Consider the following 20,099-nt stretch of genomic DNA (forward strand, 5'->3'; position numbering starts at 1 on the left):
GGTGTCGGTTATCTTGGTGGCGCGCTTGGTCATGCAATGGCCTTGGTGCTTTGCTTGTCCCTTACTAGGCTAACCAGCTCTTTTTCTAGCCGCTTAATAAAGCGTTTTCGCCCTTCTGCCACGTTGTTGGCAAAGGTCTTTTCGCTCATGCTTTTGTGTGCTGGGCCAAGGCGCAGCTCGGCAGCAAAGACGGGCAAGCTTGCCGCGATACGAGCGTTGCTTAGCGGTTTGCCTTGTGTGGTTTTGCGCCCTTCGGCCAGTACCGCAGCAAATAAGCAAAGCTTTTGCATGCGGGATAAGTCTGCAAATAGCCAAGCAAAGCCTTTGTCTTTGGCTGACAGCATGCGAATTTGCCGCATCATGGCGGCATTGCTTTCCCCGCCACCTTGGAAGCTTGGTACCACGCCTGTTTGTAATGATTCACAAATTCGCCCTGTGTTGCCTACGCCTGTCCAACCGGCATCGGCTGAACTGGCAGTCAGGTAGGTGATTTGGTCGTTGATGATCCGCCATCCTAGCGCGCCCAGTGTGTTTGATTTGTCCCGGTCTAGCCAGCGCATGTTTTTTTGCTTCCTATATAAAACGTGGTTTGTGGGTTTGGATGTTGTTTAAATGTTTTGCTATGTTAGTAAGCTCACTTCATAACAAAGGACGTTATTTATGAGATCAGCAACCGAGTCCCGCAAAATGCAACTCCGTCATGAAGCTCAAGCAGAAAAACACTTCCAAATAGAAGCTTTCGGCGATGAAATCGCAAAACGTGAAAAATACAAAGCACACAAAGGCTTAGACGCCATTCACTTCTACTTAGTCCAGAAATACCAGTGGACTCCCGCCACGGTTCGTCATCTTTCTTTCGACGACTTAGAATTCTTGTTGAAAGAAGAGAAACATGGCTGGGAGTTCATATTCGAAGAGGATTAACGGCAACCTATTCCTGAGTGTCTTCTTTTTTCCAGAAACGGCGCTGGGTTCGCCATAGGTAAGCCTTGAGCCGTTGATGCTCTATTTTTTCGATTTCTTCTGCCGTAATCTCTAAATTAGGGTGCTTGATCTTTTCCTTTTCAAGCTCCCTTTCCAGCTTTTCAACTTTGTTCATTAAACTTCCCTGCTCCATTCTTGCGTGTATCGCTGCGGCTCGAAGATGCATCCGATCTGCCACGCCAAAGCGATCCCATAACCACTTTACAAATCGCTGGCTTGGTGTGTTTTCCCAATGTTTGTATTTCTGCTTTTTCATTATTGGCTCCTGTTTCTCAAACCCCCACAGACCGTGGGTAAGCGTTTTTCATAATCTCTGTAATTCGAATGGGGTTGGTGATTTGCTCCCATTCTTGAAACTCAACATTCACTAACTCCCATAACCCTTCATCATTCACTTTCAGGAAGGCGTAAGCTCCCTTAAAAAAGTAAATGTAATTACAGTCTCGCGGTGCATCACTCCAGCTCGCAGTCACCTCAGAGCCATCGTCAAAGTGATAGCGAATTAGGTTCTCAGTGCTCATGTCACACCTCTTAATAAATCTTTCAACTGACAAACTTTTTCACGGCCGACCACTCGGCGGTGCAGTAATTCTTGCTCTGTCAGCTTTTCACCAAAGCTGGGCGCTTCGATGACAACACGCTTGAAACGCTCACCTCGTTGCCATGCCTTGCACACGTCTTGGTAGATTTTGGTGAAGGCTCGTTTGCCAGCCCCAGTGTCGCGTCGACGCAGTTTTGAGAAACCGACTCGTCGCCCTGCTTCGAACACCACCGCGTGGCTTGGTTGCCAGTGTGCTAGGTCGTGTGAGTTGCTTGCGGCTTCAAAATACGTCGCTTCTGCGGTTGGGAATTCATCAAACAAATCGTACATGGCTCGCTCCTACCAGTTGGTATCGTGGATATTCGACAAGCTTTCGCTCACTTGCTGTTTGGCCGAGTGCAGCGGCGGTGCCGGTCGCCCTGTGGCGAACTTCATGGAATTGCGCATCCACGTTCGCCATGCGGCCACCCAATCCGCCATGGTTGAGCCCTTGGCTCGGTGATGGTCCAAGAAATTATTGGTCTCAGTTCGCCAGTCGGTGGTGATTTGGTTTTCGGTTAGCCAATCGAGCATTCGCTGGTCAACGAGAAATTCATCAGGAACGCCAGAAGCCCGTTTTGATTTTTTGCGTTTGGGCGGAACGACCAAAATATCTTTTGAATCTATTTGTGATTCTATTGAAGAATCTATTAGTGAATTGTAGGAATCTCTTTCAGGGTTAGAGGAAAGAGATTCAGGGTTAGCGGAACCATTTTCAGGGTTAGCGGAACCATTTTCAGGGCTAGAATCGCCTTTGGAATCTCTTTCCATGTCCGTTTCTAAGGGTGAATTAGATTCAGGGTTAGGTATTTCAGCCAATCTATAACGATTCACCTTGCCGTATTTCTTCCCATCAAAGTCCGTTGAGTGGATACCACCACCTTGGGAAATGACTTCGACATAACCAAGTTCAATAAGCTTCTTCATTGAATTGGTCACTGTGCGCTCCGTCATGCCACCCAACTTGGCTAAGTGCGCCTTGCTGGGGTAGCACTCGCTTTTCTCATTGGCGTAGTTTGCCAGCAAGATCAACACCATCTTGGTTGTACAAGGGAGGTCAACCTTGTAAATGGTGTCTGATAGATGCTTAAGGCTCATGCTATGCCCCCAAGCCTTAATTGCTGTTCTTGCTGATTCGTTGTCGCCTGATTTAACAGCGCTTCGTCACCAGTCGCCCAACCCAATCTTTTGCAAGCATCAGCCTCTTGACGATTATCTATTTTAGTTTTACGAGCTTTCACATCAGTCATGCCTTTGGTGTACTTGTCGTGATGACTGTCTACTTCTTTAGGTGCCTTCCGACGACCAAAAACATTCACTAACTTTCGGGAGGCCGACATTACCCAGCCAGTACAAAACTGATCTTGCTGTTTTGCGTTCGCTCGAAATTTTTTCTTGAAGTCCGCTCTCGCTTTTTCGAGTTGCTGATGCAAGACATCAAATGAGTAAGCGGCTAATTGCGTGTCTGTTTCTAAGCCAATAAAAGTCGGTATACAAAACCACTGGTATCGATCTCGCTTCACTTTGCAGTCATAGTTAATGACGCAATAGGTTCCAGAAATGGCCATGATGGCCGTTAACAAATTCGATTCGTATTCCTTTATATTTTTACGGGGAATGGATCGAACTGAAACCTCAGTGATAGCAAGTTCATCTTCATTGATACTATGCTTTTTCATCAAAGCCATTGCCTGACGCTTGGCCGTTTCTGCCTCATGCGGGTTATCACTTTGAGACAACGCCAACAGCTTACGAATTTTGTCTTGATGCCGCTTATCCATAACCTACCCCTTTATCTGCTTCTTACTGTGCTCAAGCACGGCTTCACGAAGATCCATTAACGCCTCGATGGCTTCGGTGATTTCACGCTGGCATTGCTCTTGTTCGCGCATGGTCAGCTTGCCGTCTTCCATGGATTTATGAATCATCGCCAATACATCGCCGTGTTCTTTACCGGCTTTCAGCACAGATTCCAGAATGCCCAGCGGTGCGGCTTGCTTCGCCTTGATGCTTAGCTCCATGCCCATGGCGCGGTAGATGGCGTGATTACCGGTAATGAGTTGCAAGGCAACAGACTCCCGCAAAGTCAGCTTGTGGGTCTCTGATTGTGGGTTGGCCTTATTAATCAGAACCTGATGCCCTACTCCCATCAACGGCGCAATAGCTTTCGCGCCCATCCCAGAGTTATGGACTGTGTCGTATATCGCTTGGTCAATGTGATCCATTGTTTTCTCCTGAAATAACTAAACGTACTCTTAACTTGAAGCCACGTTTTTAATGTTCTAAATTCGGTATTCCATTACTCAGAAAGCAAGGAAAGCGCATGAATATTGTGATTCTCAAAGAAATCGGTGAGAGCCTTCACGTTAGTAAAAGACTCCCAAACATTTCTGGCCCAGTGCCCCGCTTCTTAGAAGTTCTTAACATTCCAGAAGAGCAACTAGACCTAAAGGCTCCAGATGGATTTATTGTTGTCTCTGTTACCTACGAAATTGAGAACAACGTATTAATCCCCACCGTCGACTGTCTTCCCTTCCTCGGTGAAGAATCCATTCCTGACCTAATTAGAAAATTCAGATGCTATATCTTGGAAAAAGCACCTGAGAAAGACGAGGAGGATTAGCTCCCCCCATCAGACAGGGGCGGCGTTTCTTTAAAACCCCTGTCTTCATTAAAAAATTCAGGCGTAATGGTGAGGTTTGTTATATCTTTCAGGACGGCCTCAACCATTACTTTCGTTTCATATATTTGCTGGCTTACTTGAGTACCTTGTAATCCGGAGCTTTGAAGCTTTAATCCTGCGGTATGACAAGAATCTCTTAAATGATCCAAAGCCCGAACTACACGTACAGCGCTGGGGCAAATAATGACGCGGCGTATCTCTTGTTGTTCACTCATTGTTTTCTCCTGATTCATTCAAACGTGTTCTGGTTGAAAATCGTTCGCTAAGCTGATTTGACATAAAGCGCTGGGTCGTACTTCAACGCGCCATTGGTTAGCTTCTCAATTCGGAGGGCTTGTTTCTCGGGAATCACATCGCCCCATTGAGAAACAGAGCTTTGTGAAATTTTTAAAAACTCAGCAATCCTTGTCCCGCTACCAAAGTGATCAATCAATCGTTTTTTGAGCATGTTTCGTTCAATCCGGAATTTAAGTTTTCCTAAGTTTAATGTCTTAGGAAAACTTAAGTCAAGATAACTTAAGATTACTTACATAGATTTATTTAGGATTCCTTAAATGAAAACATTAGGATTACGAATACGCGAAAAGCGTAATGAGCAGAACATCACTCAATTGCAGCTATCAAAATTAGTTGGAGTTTCTCATGTCACGGTCTCCCAATGGGAAAGCGACACAACCGCGCCGAATGGGGAAAATCTATATAAGCTTGCTCAGACACTAAAAACACAAGCCAACTGGTTGATATCAGGAATTAATTCTCAACATGAAAGTAATGTGATCGCTCCGCCTATTCAGCAGAAGATGAAAAAGTTACCTGTTATAAGCCATGTACAAGCAGGCGCTTGGACAGAAGCTATAGATTACAGAGCCCTAGGTGACGAAATTCAATGGGAAGAAGCCCCATCTTCAGTAGAGGAAAATGCTTTTTGGCTTAAAGTCATTGGCGATAGCATGACGGCTCAAAATGGTGTTAGCGTCCCTGAAGGTAGTTTGATATTGGTAAATCCCAACATACCTGCAGAGAATGGAAGTTTAGTCGTGGCTAAGCTGGATGGTACCGATGAAGTCACCTTCAAAAAACTAATGATTGATGCTGGCCAAAAATATCTAAAGCCACTAAATCAAAGCTATAATGCAATTGCGATCAATGGCAACTGCCGAATTATAGGTGTAGTTACCGAGTCGAAGTACAAGTTTTAAACGGCAAGGTTGAATTGAGGTTTTAGAGTTCTAAGCAGTGTAAAGCAGTCCGTATGTTTGATACCAAAATTGTCGCATACATTCGGCACCTTCACTTTTGTAGAATTATCAGGAACTCTTTTCTCATGAGTAACAATACAAACCTCATCCCCCTGAGAAGTTAAAGCCATTGCCTTTGCTATGATCCATGGATCTGCACAATTTAAAAAGCTATCTCTGCTTGCTACATTCAAATGAGGTTGAGACATTAAATAGTCGACAATTTGAATGAAGCATTCCTGAGTCTGATCATCACTAGTGTCCTGAAAGTGATGATCACGAGCTTTAACCCAGACACTTAACTTATCTTCTTCTTTCTGTTTCTCGCCTGGTTTAGCTTTGGCAGGTTTAGGTTGTTTCAGTTCATCCTGAATTTCCTTGATTGATACTAAGCGGCTTTCTATTACAGATTGATCAAGGAATGCCCAAAAACCTGAGCAAAAATACATATCATAATATGAGCCTTGCGCTTGTATATATATGTTCGCGTCTAGCATATACAACATTAGATACCTAAATCCTTGGCTAAGTTCTTAACATTCAATGGTTTGGTTCCAAGTAAATGCCCTGCATCTCTAAGAAGCATACGACCACTAAGTGCCTCTGAAACAACAGCACTAGCAAAACTCTTACTTAAACGTGAAATTTTAGTACGATAGTACGATGGGCCAGAGCTATCAGAACTCTTCTCATAATCGACAACATACTTGCGAATTTCTTGACTATATTCATCTTGAGTAATTAGACCAAGAGTTAATGCTCTACGAGCAATTACCCATCGACTCACATGAAAGTGATTGGCTATTGCTGCAACATCTAAACGCCAATGCTCGTGCTCCCAAATGTCTAACAACTCATTAGCTGGAACTAAAAACTCCGCAGCAACCGCGTTGCACTTAACTTCTTCTTTACGATGATTATTTGGAGATATATCAGATAAGCCGCTTTGACCTATCCAAATATGAGCAAGTTCATGTATCAGAGTAAACAATTGTGCCGTTTTTGCATCGGCGCTATTGATGAAAACCACTGGACTTATCTCATCATAAATAGCAAAACCTCGAAACTCACTAACGTGCAGAGGTTTACTAGCCCCCCCCAAATCACGCTCCTTCATAACAAGCACACCAAGGCTCTCAATATGATTTCTTACCGTGCGCTCATAATCGTCCCATTTACCAGTACGTCTGGTGGGAAGTTCTAAGCGAGCCCTCATATCTTTAACAATGTCATCGACTGGGCTATCTGCCGTAAATTTAGTTTTGAAACTTTTTTCGTGATAGAGATTTTCTAAGCGATATTCTTTATACCAGTCTTGCCTTTCCATCACTGTTCGAATGATAGCAATCAGTGAAGCACTAGGCTTTTGAACGCCTTTGCCGTCAATTGTACGTAAATCTGGAATTGGAAGTTCTTCTTGCGGCGTAGTTTTAGCAAAGAATAGACCAAAAGATACAAGCGTACAGTCAGCTAGATTTCTAGCCTGCTTCATAGTTGGAGAATCTTCACCACTCTCCCAAGAAGCCACTTGTTCTTCTTTAACGTTCAATCGTTTTGAAAGCTCAGACGCAGTCATTCCTGCACGCTCACGCGCCCAAGTTATATTGGCTGGGTTTATATGTGCTTTGCTCATATCGAATCGACCTAGAAAAACAATGTTTTAAGTGTAGCTAAGAATACAAAAGAGGATATGTCTGCCTGCTCCTTGGCATCTTGATTGTAGATTAAAACTTAACCTTGTACTGATTGGCAACAAATAAAGGCGATCAAATTAAATTTAAGCAAAATATTTTTCGGGAAACCAAAAGAAATTTAAGTTTTCCTAAATTTTGCTTGACATAAAACTTAAGTTTTACTAAATTTTGCTTGACATAAAACTTAAGTTTTACTAAGTTACAACTTAAGCAAACTTAAATAATCAAACCAAAAGGATAGGAAATTATGTTAATTCTGACTCGACGCATTGGCGAAACCATCATGATTGGCGATGAAATCGAAGTAACGATTTCAGGCATCAAAGGCAATCTAATCCGCATTCGTACCGCTACCCCCGCCCTACTCACGCAAACTCGCAAGGTTGGACAAGCCATCAACATTGGCGACAACATCAGCGTGGAAATTCTGAGCGTAAAAGGCATGCAAGTTCGCCTTGGCATTACCGCTCCGCGCAATATTGCCGTTCATCGCGAGGAAATCTACCTCAAAATCAAAGCAGAACTACCTGGCTCTGCCATAAGCTTGGCGCACTAAAAAAATAGGCATGGATGCATTATTTAAAGGCGATTAGCCACACAAGGAGATACCATGAATACCAATCAATTTAACTGGCAAGAAGACCTTGTTGCCGGCCATGATGAAAACAGTACCCCCATCACCGTTCGTCAGCTTATAGACGCCATAAACGGGTATGAAAGCCTGCACGCTATTGCCTCTATGTCAGACAGCATGCGGGATAACCTAGCTCGAGCCGCTGCAGAAAACTATCGAGTAAAGCAGCACAACGAAAGCCTGCAGCGCACCGTCAACCAACTTGAGCAGCAGCTCAACTCTGCCAATGCTCGCATTAGCCAACTTCTAAATGAACACGCAGAATTTGATAACAGCAAAGCCCTAAACATTTTGGCCCAATATGCTGACCCAACATACTGGCGCAACCCCTACAACCAACATGGCGAGCTAAACACCCAACAAAGAAGCGTCTTCGCCAAAGGTTATCACGGCTATGAACTGGCCATGTCCGTCATCAAGACAACGCAACAGGTTGCGTAAAAGGGGGATGACATGAGTTTTGCAGTATTTGGTGTTTCAAAAGAACTAGCAGAAAGACAAGCAAAAACACGCCTTGCGAAAATTGAAAAGGCGGGAGAAAAAGCAGCACAAGAAATGGTCTCAAAATGGAAGTTCGACAGACAATTAAGCAAAGTCGATATTGCAGTAAAAATTCTTGCCAATATTGGTGAGATTCCAGAAGAGCCCTATCAAAATGCATTGAATGAACTCGTCAGCCAATACATGACAACCCTAACACCAAAGCAGATATCCCCGCTTTATGGTGACCCAAAGCGCTGCAATGAGTTCTCCACAATCGCTCGTAAATTTGGCGCCAGTCAAATTGGCTACAAACAATGTGTACGACAAGAAGACCCAAAGCATGCGGGAAAATTCAAAAGCACGTGGATAGATGTTCCACAACGTCTATTAAACTAGGGAGTATTGATATGAGTTCAAAAACACTTTTTTTACTCATGGCTGAATTTGAAGGACGAGCGGCTGTAAAACTTGAAGAAGCATTGCACTACACCAACTTCAAAACACTGCATGAGGCCAATAAAGCGGCCAATTGTGGGGAGCTTCCCATTCCAGCCTTTCGAATGAGCAAGTCACAGAAGAGCCCCTACATCATTCATCTGGAAGATTTGGCCGAGGCATTGGACACAGCGCGCGAAGAAGCCAAACAACGCGCCTTGCTGCTAAGTGGCAAGGCTCCAATCTCAGAGCGAACAACTAAAAAGCAAAGCCTAATAAAAGAAGGGCCACTGAGACGTGGCCGACGCACTCAACGAGAGGCTATATCGGCTTAATTAAGCCGGCCTCTCCGAGGTTTCTTGCGGGTTCAAAGTCGGCGTATTTATCAAACGCTCCCACTTTATTTAGATGCGTGTATCGCGCCAAATTATTCCACGAGCGATGTCCTGACACCATGCTCACTTGCGGTATGGCATAACCCAGCTCAAACAAGTGACTCACACCTTCGTGGCGCAGATCATGGAAGGTCAAATCTTCAATATTCGCAGCCACGCAAGACCGACGAAAACCCGAACCAATAGTTGATTCAGCGTACGGAAATACTCTAGGCTCTCCATCTTGCCTTGGTTGGCGTTTAATAATCTCGATCGCTCTATTGGGAAGATGCAACAACATATCGTTGCCCTTCTTTTTACGAGGGTGCTTCATGTCTTTGATCAACACCACACCTTCTGCAAAATCAATATCGTTCCATTCGATACGACAAATTTCACCCAGTCGACGAGTTGAAAAGATAGCGAATAATACAACATCGGCCAGTGGGGTTTTAAATACCGAGCTTCTGGACTTCCCATTCCTTTCTCGGTGGACATAATCACAAATACCGATTAACTCATCGAGTGATGGCCGACGCGCTCTAGCGGTTGAACGATCGATAATGCCCATCCGATTACCCAGCTCTAATGCGTCGTCTATCTCTTGTAAGTCGATAGCAACTGACCACGCCACCCTGGCATACTTTGCCAACACACGAATATAACTGATGTCTTGATTCACTGTAGCAGGTTTGGCGCCATCTTCATGGTACCGCTTACGAAGATACGCCATTAAATCGGCCGAGGTCATTTCAGACAAAAAGACCTCTTTTAACAGTGGCTCTTTGCTCATTAGCATCATCGTACTGCGTTTGGTTTTGCCAAGTGGGCTTGGTGCGTCTTCATGTTCAGACACATAACGCGCCATACCCTCAGCAACCGAAAGCTGAACCAACGACTTGCCACTTTCTAACTTGCGCTTAACTTCAGCTTCACGATTAGCCGCCCATAACTTAGCATTTTTAGAAGCTGATTTTCCTTCAAAACTCGATGCCTCACTAAAAACAACCTTGCCTCCACGAGAAATTCGAATTTGAGCAACGTGAACAATACTTCCATTTTTTTTAGTTCTAGTTTTAAAAGTTGCCATATTAATTTAGAAACCTGTAATTTTATGACATAATCAAACGCACTAAATGGTAACGAAGAATAATGTCTGGTATGAAACTAATAACAACGCAAAATGCTACAAAAAAAAATGTAGCAACCTTGTAGCATTATATTACCTAAAAGCCCAAATAACGACCCAAATTGACCCTATAAATGCTAAACGAAACCACAGACATTTTAAGCTCTAAGCCAGTAAAATCAGGCGATACAGTCGATAGACGCTTTTCCGTCGCACCCATGATGGATTGGACTACGTCTGATTATCGGGTGTTTGCGCGTACCTTGACGAAGAACACCTTGCTTTATACTGAGATGGTGACATCGGGGGCTTTATTAAAAGGCAATAATCCAGAACGTTTTTTACGTTATGACGATTGTGAACACCCTATTGCATTGCAATTAGGCGGTTCCAACGCTAAAGATTTAGGTCAATGCGCAGCCATGGCGGAAAAGTTTGGCTATGACGAGGTCAATTTGAATGTCGGTTGCCCGAGTGACCGCGTGCAAAACAGTTTGATTGGCGCTTGTTTGATGGCGCATCCTGATAAAGTTAAAGATGCCATGAAAGCCATGCAGGACGCTTGCAGCATCCCGGTGACCATTAAGCATCGTATTGGCTTGGATGAACAACAAGATTATAGTGTGGTGCGTGATTTTGTGGGCGACGTGACCACCACAGGGGTTAAGACCTTTATTGTGCATGCACGTAATGCCATTTTACAGGGTTTGAGCCCAAAAGAGAATCGTGAGATTCCGCCCCTTAAGTACCATTTTGTACATCAGCTAAAAGAAGATTTCCCTGACCTTGAAATCATCATTAACGGTGGCATTAAAACCATAGAAGAGTGCCAAACGCAGCTACTAAAAGTAGATGGTGTGATGATTGGCCGCGAGGCGTATCACAATCCTTGGTTATTAAGCCAAGTCGACCATGCCATCTATGGCAATGCGCCATTGGTCACAAATAGATATCAAGCATTGGAAGCATTTGTGCCTTATGTAGAGGAAAAACTCGCACAAGGGGAACGGCTGCTTCATTTAACGCGTCATATTCTTGGCATTTTTCAAGGTGAACCTGGCGGCAAACAATTCCGTCGCTATCTTTCCGAAAATGGTCATAAAGCCGACGCAAACGTTAACGTATTATTAGAGGCCATTGATTTGGTCAAACATCATCAACACAAAGGATAAGAGCAATGAGCAACAAGTTATCTCAGTTAAAAGAGTTCACGACCATTGTAGCCGATACTGGTGACATCACGGCAATCAAAGACTTTTTGCCAGAAGATGCGACCACTAACCCATCTCTAATGCTAAAAGCCGCTCAAATTCCTGAATACGCCCCTTTTCTAGAGCAGGCGGTTGCTTGGGCGAAGACTCAGAGCGATGATAAAGCACAACAAATTCTAGACGCCGGCGACAAACTTGCGGTTATCGTTGGTACAGAAATCTTAAAATACGTTCCTGGCCGTATTTCTACGGAAGTCGATGCACGTTTGTCTTTTGATAAAGACGCGACGCTTGCCAAAGCACGTAAGTTGATCGCTTTGTACGAAGAAGCTGGCGTGTCTCGTGACCGTGTTTTAATCAAAGCGGCGTCAACTTGGGAAGGCATTAAAGCGGCAGAAGAGCTAGAAAAAGAAGGCATCAACTGTAACCTAACACTGCTTTTCTCTTTTGCTCAAGCACAAGCCTGTGCTGAAGCCGGTGTTTACCTAATTTCACCTTTCGTCGGTCGTATTCTAGATTGGTACAAAAAATCAACGGGGCAAGACTACACAGCCGAAACGGATCCAGGCGTTGTGTCTGTGACGGAAATCTACAACTACTACAAACAACACGGTTACAAGACAGTTGTAATGGGCGCAAGCTTCCGTAACATCGGTGAAATCGAGCAACTGGCTGGCTGCGACCGTTTGACCATCAGCCCAGCGTTGTTAGAAGAACTGAAGAAAGACGAAGGCGTATTAGAGCGCAAATTGGTTCCAACTACCGACGTGAAAGCTGCACCAGCTGCGATTTCGGAAGCGGATTTCCGTTGGGCAATGAACGAAGACGCTATGGCGACTGAGAAGTTGTCTGAAGGCATCCGTAACTTCGCGGTTGACCAACGTAAGTTGGAAGACACTTTGGCTTCTATGCTATAAGACGCGTTGTCGTTCAGTAGTGCTATTCTAAAAACGCGGCCTAGGTCGCGTTTTTTATGTCTGTTCAACGAGTAACACAGGATAAAACCAGTTAAGATTTAGGCATGATGACAGAATTTGAAAAAATGATTAACGGCGAACACTTCAATAGCCTAGACTTAGCTCTTCGCCTAAAGCGCGAAGCCGCCCGTCTTGCCTGCGCTAAATACAACGCACATCCTAGTAAAGGCAATCTCAGACACATTACTCGCCTCTTTGCACAGTCTGAACAAGTCATCATAGAACCCGGCTTTCAATGTGATTATGGTAGCCAGATTTATTTGGGCAAAGGCGTGTACATTAACTTTCAGTGCGTGTTTCTTGATAGCGCCCCCATCCATATTGGTGACCAAGTGTTAATCGGACCAGCCGCGCACCTGTATACCGTTGACCACCCTCGTGAGGCCGCGGCAAGAGTCGCTGGCGAATGCTTTGCTCGTCCTATTCATATCGGCAATCGCGTGTGGGTCGGCGGCGGTGCCAAGATCCTACCCGGCATCCGCATAGGAGATGACGCCATCATTGCGGCCAATGCGGTCGTCACTCGCAATGTAGCACAAGGTGAACGTTATTTTGGCTAATTAGCCGCAATTATGACCAAATTGTCACGCTTTCATTCGATAATGGACGAGGGTCTGAACACTTCATCAAACTAGGTAAGCAATCAGCAATACTAAAGGAAATGCCTTTCCTAGTGCGGTTTCTTTGACTATTTTCTATATACTGATCGAAAATTTTCAGGGGGTCAAATGCAATATTGGATCATGCTTTTTATTAGCTTATTATCGCTCAACGGGTACGCCAACGACGTGTCCCGCGATGATCGGCACCTTAATGTCACGCAAGTTGCCGAATTTGACGGCATACCTTGGGGCATTAGTCTGCTTGATGACCAATTTGCCATCATTACTGTCAAACAAGGTGAGGCCTATAAGGTCAACCTAAACACGGGTCAAAAGCAGGCTCTCAGCAACCTTCCTAAAGTCGATAACCGTGGTCAGGGGGGCTTATTAGATGTCGCCAAATCCCCCAATTACGCGCAAGATGGTTGGTTATATTTTACCTATGCAAAACCGACTGAAGCAGGCTCAGTCACCACCTTAGCAAGAGCTCAGTTAGACAATAACCGCTTGATCAATTGGCAAGATTTATTGGTCAGCCGCTCTGCTAGCGCCACCAGCAAGCACTATGGTGGTCGCATTACCTTTGATGATCAGCAACATGTGTTTTTTAGCATTGGCGATCGCGGTGTTCGCGAAAATGCCCAAGATCTCCGCAATCATGCGGGCAGCATCATTCGCTTAAATCTGGATGGTAAGGTTCCAGCAGATAATCCATTTGTTTCTCATGCCAACATACGTAATGAAATCTGGAGTTATGGCCATCGTAATCCACAAGGCTTGTTTTATGATAATAATACCCAGACCCTTTGGTCGAATGAGCATGGTCCACGCGGTGGGGATGAAATCAACTTGATTCGCCCTGGCGCGAATTACGGCTGGCCGATTGTCTCTTATGGCAAAGAGTACTGGGGTCCTATCAGCGTTGGTGAAGGCACGGAAAAAGACGGCATTAACAGCCCGATAAAGGTGTACATTCCTTCCATCGCGCCCAGCAGTTTAATCCGATATCAAGGGCTGTTATTTTCCAACTGGAATGGTGATTTTTTGTCAACGGCACTTGCCTTGAGACACTTAAATAAAATTCACGTTGAAAAAGACGGTTCCACTAAGGAAACCCGTTATCTTGAAGACTTGAACGAACGTTTGCGCTCCATCGCTCAAGACACTCAAGGCATTCTGTATTTAGGAACCGACTCTTGGAAACTATTAAAAGTTACCCTTCAGTGAAAAACACGCTGACGTTTACAGAGTGTTAGTCACCACGTTATTTCGCCCTGCTTCTTTGGCCTGATATAAACATTTATCAGCCAAAGAATACAGGCGCTGAAACGTCTCTGTGGTTTGATTCGAGGTAACCACCCCAATGCTGATGGTATAATGTATTGTATGCCCCTGAAAGACAAAAGGGGTCTCGTGAACGTATTGACAAAAAGCCTCAGACCAAGACTGACAAGTAAGGCGTGGTAGCCAGACGCAGAACTCTTCGCCGCCTAACCGATACAAACTGCGATCTGTCTCACTAAAGGAACGCAGTCGTTCAGCAAAATCCACCAACAAGGCATCGCCAACATCGTGACCGTAGGTATCGTTTACGTCTTTGAAGTGATCCACATCGATCAAAACAAATCCCAAGCCGCCAGCTGAGCTGAGCTTACGTTGCAATGCGGCGTTAAATTTCGTATCAATGTTTCTTCGGTTTAATAATCCAGTTAAAGGGTCTGTGGAAGCAATTTTTCTCAGCGCTTCCAGTATGCGTTTAATCACCATTTCGGCGCCGTGGCTCAAGCCCCAAATAAAAGCATAAGCAAGCACTAAATTGATCAGAATGCCGCGCATGTAGCTTTCGTATTCGCCATCAAAACGATTAATAATGATAGCCGAAACCATCACGAGACATACGGCACTGAGGGATACAGCAATGCGCCGTCCTAGCATCAAGTAAGACGCAACAGGAAAGATCAGCACCCATACCTGTCGCCCCGAAAACAAGGGTGAAAAGGCGATGGAGGCGATAATGCCGCTAAAAAGAAAGGCGACATAGAAAAGTACCGACCATTTAAAGAGACGCCAGTGTCTGGGCATAAACCAAACACCAATGGTAAAGGCCAATAACACCATTTCCAATAACGCCAGTATGGTTTGACCAACGAACAAATTGAGCACGATCAGAATGGTGCTGGCCGCACCAATAACACACAAAAATCCTTTTAATATCACTTCTCGAAAGTGGTCGTCATTGAACCAAAAATTGATCGAAGTAGGTTTTCGGTTCATATCGGTCGTTCCTCATTACTCCGACCAGCTACTCCCTGCATTGTCCTCTTGCCAACTAGAATCCTCGTCTCCCCAATTAGAATCGTCTTCGTCACCCCAGCTAGAATCGTCTTCGTCTCCCCAACTAGAGTCGTCCTCATTTTCCCAACTGCCATCCGCCTGTGTAGAGCGATCAGATTGCGGCTTTTGAGGAATATTGCCATCATAAATTTCATAAGTACGGTTCTGTAAATACACATCTCGAATAAAACTGTATCGATCCCCAAAGACCATTGATTCAACATTGAGTAATCGCGCCCGGGTTTCCACTACATCCAACGCTAACAAGCCAAGTCTTTCATCAGAATTCACCGACAAATAACTGATGCCATCGTCATAGGTCATATCAAACACCCTACCCGTTCCATCTCGCACGGTGGATGGACCGAAGAAAGGTAAAACAAGATAAGGGCCCGACGACACCCCCCAATAGGCGAGGGTTTGACCAAAATCTTCATCGTATTTTTTTAACCCCATTTCACTGGCAACATCAAAAATACCAAACCAGCCGGCCGTACTATTGATAATAAAACGCCAAGTAGACGACGCCGTCTGGTCCCATTTACCTTGTAACAGGTTATTGGAGATGTTGCCGATTTCGCCTAAATTGGAAAAGAAGTTACTCACGCCTTTTTGCACTGGCGATGGCGTTACCGCTTTATAGCCTTTTGCTAAAGGCTTGAGCACCGCACCATCCACGGCGTCATTAAAGGAAAACATCGCCCGGTTGAACCCTTCCCACGGGTCTTCCTCAGTCGCCGCCCAAACAGATTGAGCCAACATCATGGCTAAGCCAAACAACAAGACATTGATACGGTTAAACATTATTTTTATCCCTGTAAATGGAAATCTAGACTAGGTTTCACATTCTAGCCAATTTTTATTACACCAATTTTTTGACGTTTTGCCATTGTTTCGCAAGGCGTTTTGCTGAAATAGGTTCTAAGGTTCCTACCGACTGTGCAAACAAAGAAATCCGATACTCTTCTAACATCCAGCGATACTTCACCAATTCAGGATCGTATAGCGCTTTCTCATCATGAGCTTGTTTCTGCTTATGGTAGGTTTGCCACAGTCCTTCTAACTCAGACACGAACTGGTTCTCTTTGTTCAAATGGTTTTGAAAGCGTTCCAAACGCACTTCAATGCCTTTGAAATACCTTGGCAATTGCCCCAACCAGAACAAAGGCGTGTTACCAATAAAACCAGGATAAATAAGTTGCCTTAATTGGAACTGAATATCGCCATAGATTCGTGACCATGGCAAAGGAATACTGCCCTTCATGCGTTTCGCGACACCTTGATAAGAGGACAACACACGATGCAACTGTGTGGCCATCTCATTTGCCATTGAAATCAAGTTGCTCTTATTCGTCGTAACACAGTGTTCAAAATCGTGTTTTGTGCGAGGTAAAGAACGACCATCTAAAAAGACTTTGTCTAAAATGGCGCTGAGCAAATCGTCCAATAGGGCTTCTTTCGGTCCCAAAGGCGAGAAGATCAACATGGACTCTCTTAGATGCGGTAAGTTCTTTTTCAGGTAGCGCACGTCTTTACTCAACGTCAATTTAAGTAAGGTAATCACCCCTTTTCGGTGTGCTTCAGTGGCCGTACTTTGGTCATCAAACATTTTCAATGAAACGGTTTCACCTTGAGAGACTAGCGCCGGAAACGCCGTGACGTTAATCCCGGCTTGCTTAATCTCTTGGCGCTCAGGAATACCTTGCTCCGGCCATTCAGTCAGATCATCCGCTTCATGTGCTTTGGTACCAAACTTAGCAAAACTTTCTTCCACCAGGTCACTGAATTGACTCTGTAATTCGGCCAAGTCTTTACCGCTGCCTAGCACTTTGCCACGCTCATCCACCACTTCTAATCGCAATGTTAGATGAGACTCCAGCTTTTCCGCATTCCACTCATTCAATGGAATATCAATCAAGGTTTCACGCTTAATCTGCAAGCTTAATTGCTCAAGTAAATCGCCTTTCTCTTTCGATAAATTAGGGTAAATGCGGTCAACAAACTGCGGAATCGGCACAAAGCGACGACGTAACGCTTTTGGCAGCGCACGAATGAGCGCCTCACAACGTTCTTTAATGTAGCCAGGCACAGCCCAACCTAAATCTTCAATGCTTAGCTGGCGCAATAACCCCACCGGCACTTTCAAGGTGGCACCATCGGTTGCTTTACCCGGTTCAAACTTATAATCGATGGGTAGCGCCACACCGTTCAAGCCAAATGTGTCAGGGAAAGCGACCTCGTCCATTACCACTTCTTGATTGATTAGATCTTCTTTCGTCATCATTAAGACATCAGGATGTGTTTTAACAAAGTGTTCTAAGCTTTTCAGATTGCGAACCGTGTCGGGTAAACGCTGGTCATAGAAGTTAAATACCGCTTCGTCGTCCACTAAGATATCGCGCTTACGTAATTTTGCCTCTTGTGTTTCTAGGTCATCAATCAGGGCTTTATTGTGTCGATAAAAAGCCTGTTTGGAGCGCAACTCACGTTCCACCAACCCAGTGCGAATGAAAATTTCACGGGCTTCTTCAGGATTGACATGACCATAATCCATGCGTCGTTTTGGTACGATGATCAAACCATACAAGGACACCTGCTCATTGGCCATGACTCGCCCTTGATTGGCCTCAAAATGAGGGTCAAGGTACTGACGCTTCACAAACGGCGCGGCGTATTCTTCAATCCAACCAGGGTCAATACGCGCCACCACACGAGCATACAGCTTACTGGTTTCCACCAACTCTGCTGCCATGACCCATTGCGGTGGTTTTTTAAATAACATAGAGCCAGGAAAGATGGACAACTTACGCGAACGACAACCGAGCATTTCTTTGCTGTCGTCCATTTTATTCGCTACCTGAGTAAACAGACCCGCGAGTAAGGAGCGATGGATGGCTTCATAATTGCGAGCGTCACTGGCTCGGTCTTTAAACCCTAATTGTTTACAGGCGATCATGATTTGACGATGAATGTCTCGCCATTCTCGCATGCGCATGAAGTTCAAAAACTGTTTTCGGCAGAACTGGCGTAGTTGATTTTGCGATAAAACCTGACGTTGACCTTCATAACGCTCCCATAGATTCAGAAAGACGGCGAAATCCGAGTCTTCATCTTTGTCTTGCGCATGGGCTTGATCGGATTGTGTCTTCTTATCTTGCGGTCGCTCCCGCGGATCGGCAATGGACAAGGCACTGACGATGATCGCCACATCCGCTAACACTCCGTGTCGTTCGGCGGCGATTAGGATTCGCCCCAGTTTGGGATCAATGGGTAACTTGGCCAGCTGTCGACCGATGGGCGTTAAGCGATCTTTTTTCAGTGCCCCCAGTTCGGTTAACGCTCGGTAGCCGTCGTTTATCATGCGCTTTTCAGGCATTTCAACAAATGGGAATTTTTCAACCGCGCCGAGTTTTAAGTTCGCCATTTGCAAAATAACCGAGGCCAAATTGGTACGGAAAATTTCTGGGTCAGTAAATTCCGCACGACTGGCAAAATCGGCTTCGTCGTATAAGCGGATACAAATACCATCCGCAACTCGACCACAACGACCTGCCCTTTGATTGGCGCTGGCTTGACTAATCTTTTCGATGGGTAACTGCTGCACTTTAGAACGCACACTGTAACGACTGATGCGCGCCAAACCTGGGTCAATCACATAACGAATGCCTGGCACGGTCAAAGACGTTTCCGCCACGTTAGTCGACAACACAATGCGTCGCCCTGAGTGAGGCTTAAAAATACGCTGTTGTTCACTGGCCGTTAAGCGAGCATATAAAGGCAATACTTCGGTCGATCTCAGTTCCGCGCGTCGAAGAATGTCCGCAGTTTCTCGTATTTCCCGCTCACCAGGTAAGAAGACAAGAATGTCCCCTGCTCCGCGATAACCCGACGCTTTCTCTTCTGCGATCAGTAATTCCACCGCATCCAACACGCCTTGTTCCATACTTTGGTCTTCGTCTAAATCAGAATCCGCCTTGCTTAGTAACGGCTGATAACGAATTTCCACTGGGTAGGTTCGTCCCGACACTTCAATCACGGGAGCCTTATCAAAATGCTGTGAGAAACGCGCCACATCGATGGTCGCCGACGTCACAATCACTTTCAGATCCGGGCGCGCTGCCAACACCTGTTTGAGATAACCTAACAAGAAGTCGATGTTCAAACTGCGTTCGTGCGCTTCATCTATGATGATGGTGTCGTATTTATACAGGCGTTTGTCTTGCTGGATTTCAGCCAACAAGATACCGTCGGTCATCAGTTTGATTAAGGTATTATCAGAACTTTCGTCGCTGAACCGAACCTGAAAACCAACCTGTTCACCCAATTCAACATTCAATTCATCGGAAATACGCTCAGCCACACTGCGAGCGGCAATTCGTCTTGGTTGAGTATGGCCAATGAGTCCAGCTTGCCCACGACCGGCTTGCAAACACATTTTCGGCAATTGGGTGGTTTTACCTGAGCCCGTTTCACCGGCGATGATCACTACTTGGTGGTCTTGAATGGCTTTGATTATTTCGTCAGCGCGAGCCGCAACAGGCAAACTTTCATCGTAAGTCACGGTCGGCATCACCGCTAAACGAGCCTGATAACGGGCTCTTGAGGTGTCGACTAAGTCCGTCAGTTCATTAGACAACTTATCGAATGGCTGACCGTCTTTTTGACGCTTTTGAATTTGCTCTTGTTTACGGCTAATACGATGACGATCTCGCGTCATCACAAGATGATTTTGCATGGTTTC

At 45.1% G+C, this 20,099-nt stretch carries 26 protein-coding genes; 11 read left to right on the forward strand and 15 right to left on the reverse strand.

Going from position 1 to position 20,099, the window contains the following annotated elements:
• Positions 1-29 precede the first annotated feature (29 nt).
• Positions 30-560 (reverse strand): hypothetical protein, encoded by a 531-nt coding sequence (locus OA79_RS15190; RefSeq protein WP_063334087.1) that lies wholly within the window; start codon positions 558-560, stop codon positions 30-32.
• Between the two features lie 100 nt (positions 561-660).
• Here OA79_RS15190 and OA79_RS15195 point away from each other — a divergent pair, with 100 nt between their 5' ends.
• Positions 661-924 (forward strand): hypothetical protein, encoded by a 264-nt coding sequence (locus tag OA79_RS15195; protein ID WP_063334088.1) that lies wholly within the window; start codon positions 661-663, stop codon positions 922-924.
• Positions 925-931: 7 nt separating this feature from the next.
• Here OA79_RS15195 and OA79_RS15200 read toward each other — a convergent pair whose 3' ends face one another.
• The 6 genes from OA79_RS15200 to OA79_RS15225 are packed head-to-tail and all read right to left on the reverse strand — an operon-like array spanning position 932 to position 3,789.
• Complete coding sequence (locus OA79_RS15200; RefSeq protein ID WP_063334089.1) at positions 932-1,240, reverse strand: hypothetical protein; 309 nt, start codon at positions 1,238-1,240, stop codon at positions 932-934.
• A gap of 16 nt (positions 1,241-1,256) precedes the next feature.
• Positions 1,257-1,505, reverse strand: a complete 249-nt coding sequence (locus OA79_RS15205) for a hypothetical protein (RefSeq protein ID WP_063334090.1) — start codon at positions 1,503-1,505, stop codon at positions 1,257-1,259.
• Entirely contained in the window at positions 1,502-1,855 is a 354-nt protein-coding gene (locus tag OA79_RS15210; protein ID WP_063334091.1) for a hypothetical protein, read from the reverse strand. Before OA79_RS15210 ends, OA79_RS15205 begins: the two co-directional genes overlap by 4 nt.
• A gap of 9 nt (positions 1,856-1,864) precedes the next feature.
• The gene (locus OA79_RS15215; protein ID WP_063334092.1) at positions 1,865-2,662 is read right to left on the reverse strand and encodes a helix-turn-helix domain-containing protein; all 798 of its coding nucleotides are present in this window, start codon (positions 2,660-2,662) and stop codon (positions 1,865-1,867) included.
• On the reverse strand, positions 2,659-3,345 hold the full coding sequence (locus OA79_RS15220) for a DUF2786 domain-containing protein (RefSeq protein ID WP_063334093.1): 687 nt from the start codon (positions 3,343-3,345) through the stop codon (positions 2,659-2,661). The genes OA79_RS15215 and OA79_RS15220 overlap by 4 nt, the downstream gene beginning before the upstream one ends.
• 3 nt (positions 3,346-3,348) lie before the next feature.
• Positions 3,349-3,789: a phage regulatory CII family protein gene (locus tag OA79_RS15225; protein WP_063334094.1), complete on the reverse strand. Its 441-nt coding sequence runs from the start codon at positions 3,787-3,789 to the stop codon at positions 3,349-3,351.
• Between the two features lie 98 nt (positions 3,790-3,887).
• Between OA79_RS15225 and OA79_RS15230 the strand changes: the two genes are divergently transcribed.
• Positions 3,888-4,187 carry a hypothetical protein gene (locus OA79_RS15230; RefSeq protein ID WP_063334095.1) on the forward strand — a complete coding sequence of 100 codons (300 nt, stop codon included), beginning with the start codon at positions 3,888-3,890 and terminating at the stop codon, positions 4,185-4,187.
• Here the strand turns inward: OA79_RS15230 and OA79_RS15235 are convergent.
• Both OA79_RS15235 and OA79_RS15240 read right to left on the reverse strand, forming a co-directional pair.
• A complete protein-coding gene (locus OA79_RS15235; protein WP_063334096.1) occupies positions 4,184-4,462 on the reverse strand; it encodes a hypothetical protein in 279 nt (92 codons plus the stop codon). The two genes, OA79_RS15230 and OA79_RS15235, sit on opposite strands and share 4 nt — an antisense overlap.
• A gap of 47 nt (positions 4,463-4,509) precedes the next feature.
• Positions 4,510-4,695, reverse strand: coding sequence for a Cro/CI family transcriptional regulator (locus OA79_RS15240; RefSeq protein WP_063334097.1), 186 nt, complete (start codon positions 4,693-4,695; stop codon positions 4,510-4,512).
• A 106-nt stretch (positions 4,696-4,801) separates the two neighbouring features.
• Between OA79_RS15240 and OA79_RS15245 the strand changes: the two genes are divergently transcribed.
• The gene (locus OA79_RS15245) at positions 4,802-5,446 is read left to right on the forward strand and encodes a LexA family protein (protein ID WP_063334098.1); all 645 of its coding nucleotides are present in this window, start codon (positions 4,802-4,804) and stop codon (positions 5,444-5,446) included.
• On the opposite strand, the gene OA79_RS15250 is transcribed toward OA79_RS15245, so the two are convergent.
• Both OA79_RS15250 and OA79_RS15255 read right to left on the reverse strand, forming a co-directional pair.
• Positions 5,443-5,991, reverse strand: a complete 549-nt coding sequence (locus OA79_RS15250; RefSeq protein WP_063334099.1) for a DUF4411 family protein — start codon at positions 5,989-5,991, stop codon at positions 5,443-5,445. The two genes, OA79_RS15245 and OA79_RS15250, sit on opposite strands and share 4 nt — an antisense overlap.
• A complete protein-coding gene (locus OA79_RS15255) occupies positions 5,991-7,118 on the reverse strand; it encodes an XRE family transcriptional regulator (RefSeq protein ID WP_063334100.1) in 1,128 nt (375 codons plus the stop codon). Before OA79_RS15255 ends, OA79_RS15250 begins: the two co-directional genes overlap by 1 nt.
• 308 nt (positions 7,119-7,426) lie before the next feature.
• Between OA79_RS15255 and csrA the strand changes: the two genes are divergently transcribed.
• The 4 genes from csrA to OA79_RS15275 are packed head-to-tail and all read left to right on the forward strand — an operon-like array spanning position 7,427 to position 9,066.
• Entirely contained in the window at positions 7,427-7,735 is a 309-nt protein-coding gene (gene csrA / locus OA79_RS15260; protein WP_082825499.1) for a carbon storage regulator CsrA, read from the forward strand.
• A 54-nt stretch (positions 7,736-7,789) separates the two neighbouring features.
• Complete coding sequence (locus tag OA79_RS15265; protein WP_063334101.1) at positions 7,790-8,254, forward strand: hypothetical protein; 465 nt, start codon at positions 7,790-7,792, stop codon at positions 8,252-8,254.
• A gap of 12 nt (positions 8,255-8,266) precedes the next feature.
• Positions 8,267-8,692 (forward strand): hypothetical protein, encoded by a 426-nt coding sequence (locus OA79_RS18290; protein WP_063334102.1) that lies wholly within the window; start codon positions 8,267-8,269, stop codon positions 8,690-8,692.
• A gap of 11 nt (positions 8,693-8,703) precedes the next feature.
• Positions 8,704-9,066 carry a pyocin activator PrtN family protein gene (locus tag OA79_RS15275; RefSeq protein WP_063334103.1) on the forward strand — a complete coding sequence of 121 codons (363 nt, stop codon included), beginning with the start codon at positions 8,704-8,706 and terminating at the stop codon, positions 9,064-9,066.
• Here OA79_RS15275 and OA79_RS15280 read toward each other — a convergent pair.
• Positions 9,053-10,195: a site-specific integrase gene (locus tag OA79_RS15280; protein ID WP_063334104.1), complete on the reverse strand. Its 1,143-nt coding sequence runs from the start codon at positions 10,193-10,195 to the stop codon at positions 9,053-9,055. The genes OA79_RS15275 and OA79_RS15280 overlap by 14 nt on opposite strands.
• Positions 10,196-10,368: 173 nt before the next feature.
• Here OA79_RS15280 and dusA point away from each other — a divergent pair, with 173 nt between their 5' ends.
• From dusA to OA79_RS15300, 4 genes are all read left to right on the forward strand, one after another.
• Positions 10,369-11,406 carry a tRNA dihydrouridine(20/20a) synthase DusA gene (gene dusA, locus OA79_RS15285; protein WP_063334105.1) on the forward strand — a complete coding sequence of 346 codons (1,038 nt, stop codon included), beginning with the start codon at positions 10,369-10,371 and terminating at the stop codon, positions 11,404-11,406.
• A 5-nt stretch (positions 11,407-11,411) separates the two neighbouring features.
• Positions 11,412-12,362, forward strand: a complete 951-nt coding sequence (gene tal / locus OA79_RS15290) for a transaldolase (protein ID WP_063334106.1) — start codon at positions 11,412-11,414, stop codon at positions 12,360-12,362.
• A 104-nt stretch (positions 12,363-12,466) separates the two neighbouring features.
• Positions 12,467-12,982, forward strand: a complete 516-nt coding sequence (locus OA79_RS15295) for a sugar O-acetyltransferase (RefSeq protein ID WP_082825501.1) — start codon at positions 12,467-12,469, stop codon at positions 12,980-12,982.
• Positions 12,983-13,150: 168 nt separating this feature from the next.
• On the forward strand, positions 13,151-14,251 hold the full coding sequence (locus tag OA79_RS15300) for a PQQ-dependent sugar dehydrogenase (RefSeq protein ID WP_063334107.1): 1,101 nt from the start codon (positions 13,151-13,153) through the stop codon (positions 14,249-14,251).
• A 15-nt stretch (positions 14,252-14,266) separates the two neighbouring features.
• Here the strand turns inward: OA79_RS15300 and OA79_RS15305 are convergent, their stop codons facing one another.
• The 3 genes from OA79_RS15305 to hrpA are packed head-to-tail and all read right to left on the reverse strand — an operon-like array spanning position 14,267 to position 20,093.
• A complete protein-coding gene (locus tag OA79_RS15305; protein WP_063334108.1) occupies positions 14,267-15,298 on the reverse strand; it encodes a GGDEF domain-containing protein in 1,032 nt (343 codons plus the stop codon).
• A gap of 15 nt (positions 15,299-15,313) precedes the next feature.
• Positions 15,314-16,162 carry an MlaA family lipoprotein gene (locus OA79_RS15310; RefSeq protein WP_063334109.1) on the reverse strand — a complete coding sequence of 283 codons (849 nt, stop codon included), beginning with the start codon at positions 16,160-16,162 and terminating at the stop codon, positions 15,314-15,316.
• A gap of 58 nt (positions 16,163-16,220) precedes the next feature.
• A complete protein-coding gene (gene hrpA, locus OA79_RS15315; RefSeq protein WP_197465405.1) occupies positions 16,221-20,093 on the reverse strand; it encodes an ATP-dependent RNA helicase HrpA in 3,873 nt (1,290 codons plus the stop codon).
• Between the last annotated feature and the right edge of the window lie 6 nt (positions 20,094-20,099).

Origin of the sequence: Marinomonas sp. TW1 (assembly GCF_001625355.1) — a bacterium.
Classification (GTDB): Bacteria; Pseudomonadota; Gammaproteobacteria; order Pseudomonadales; family Marinomonadaceae; genus Marinomonas.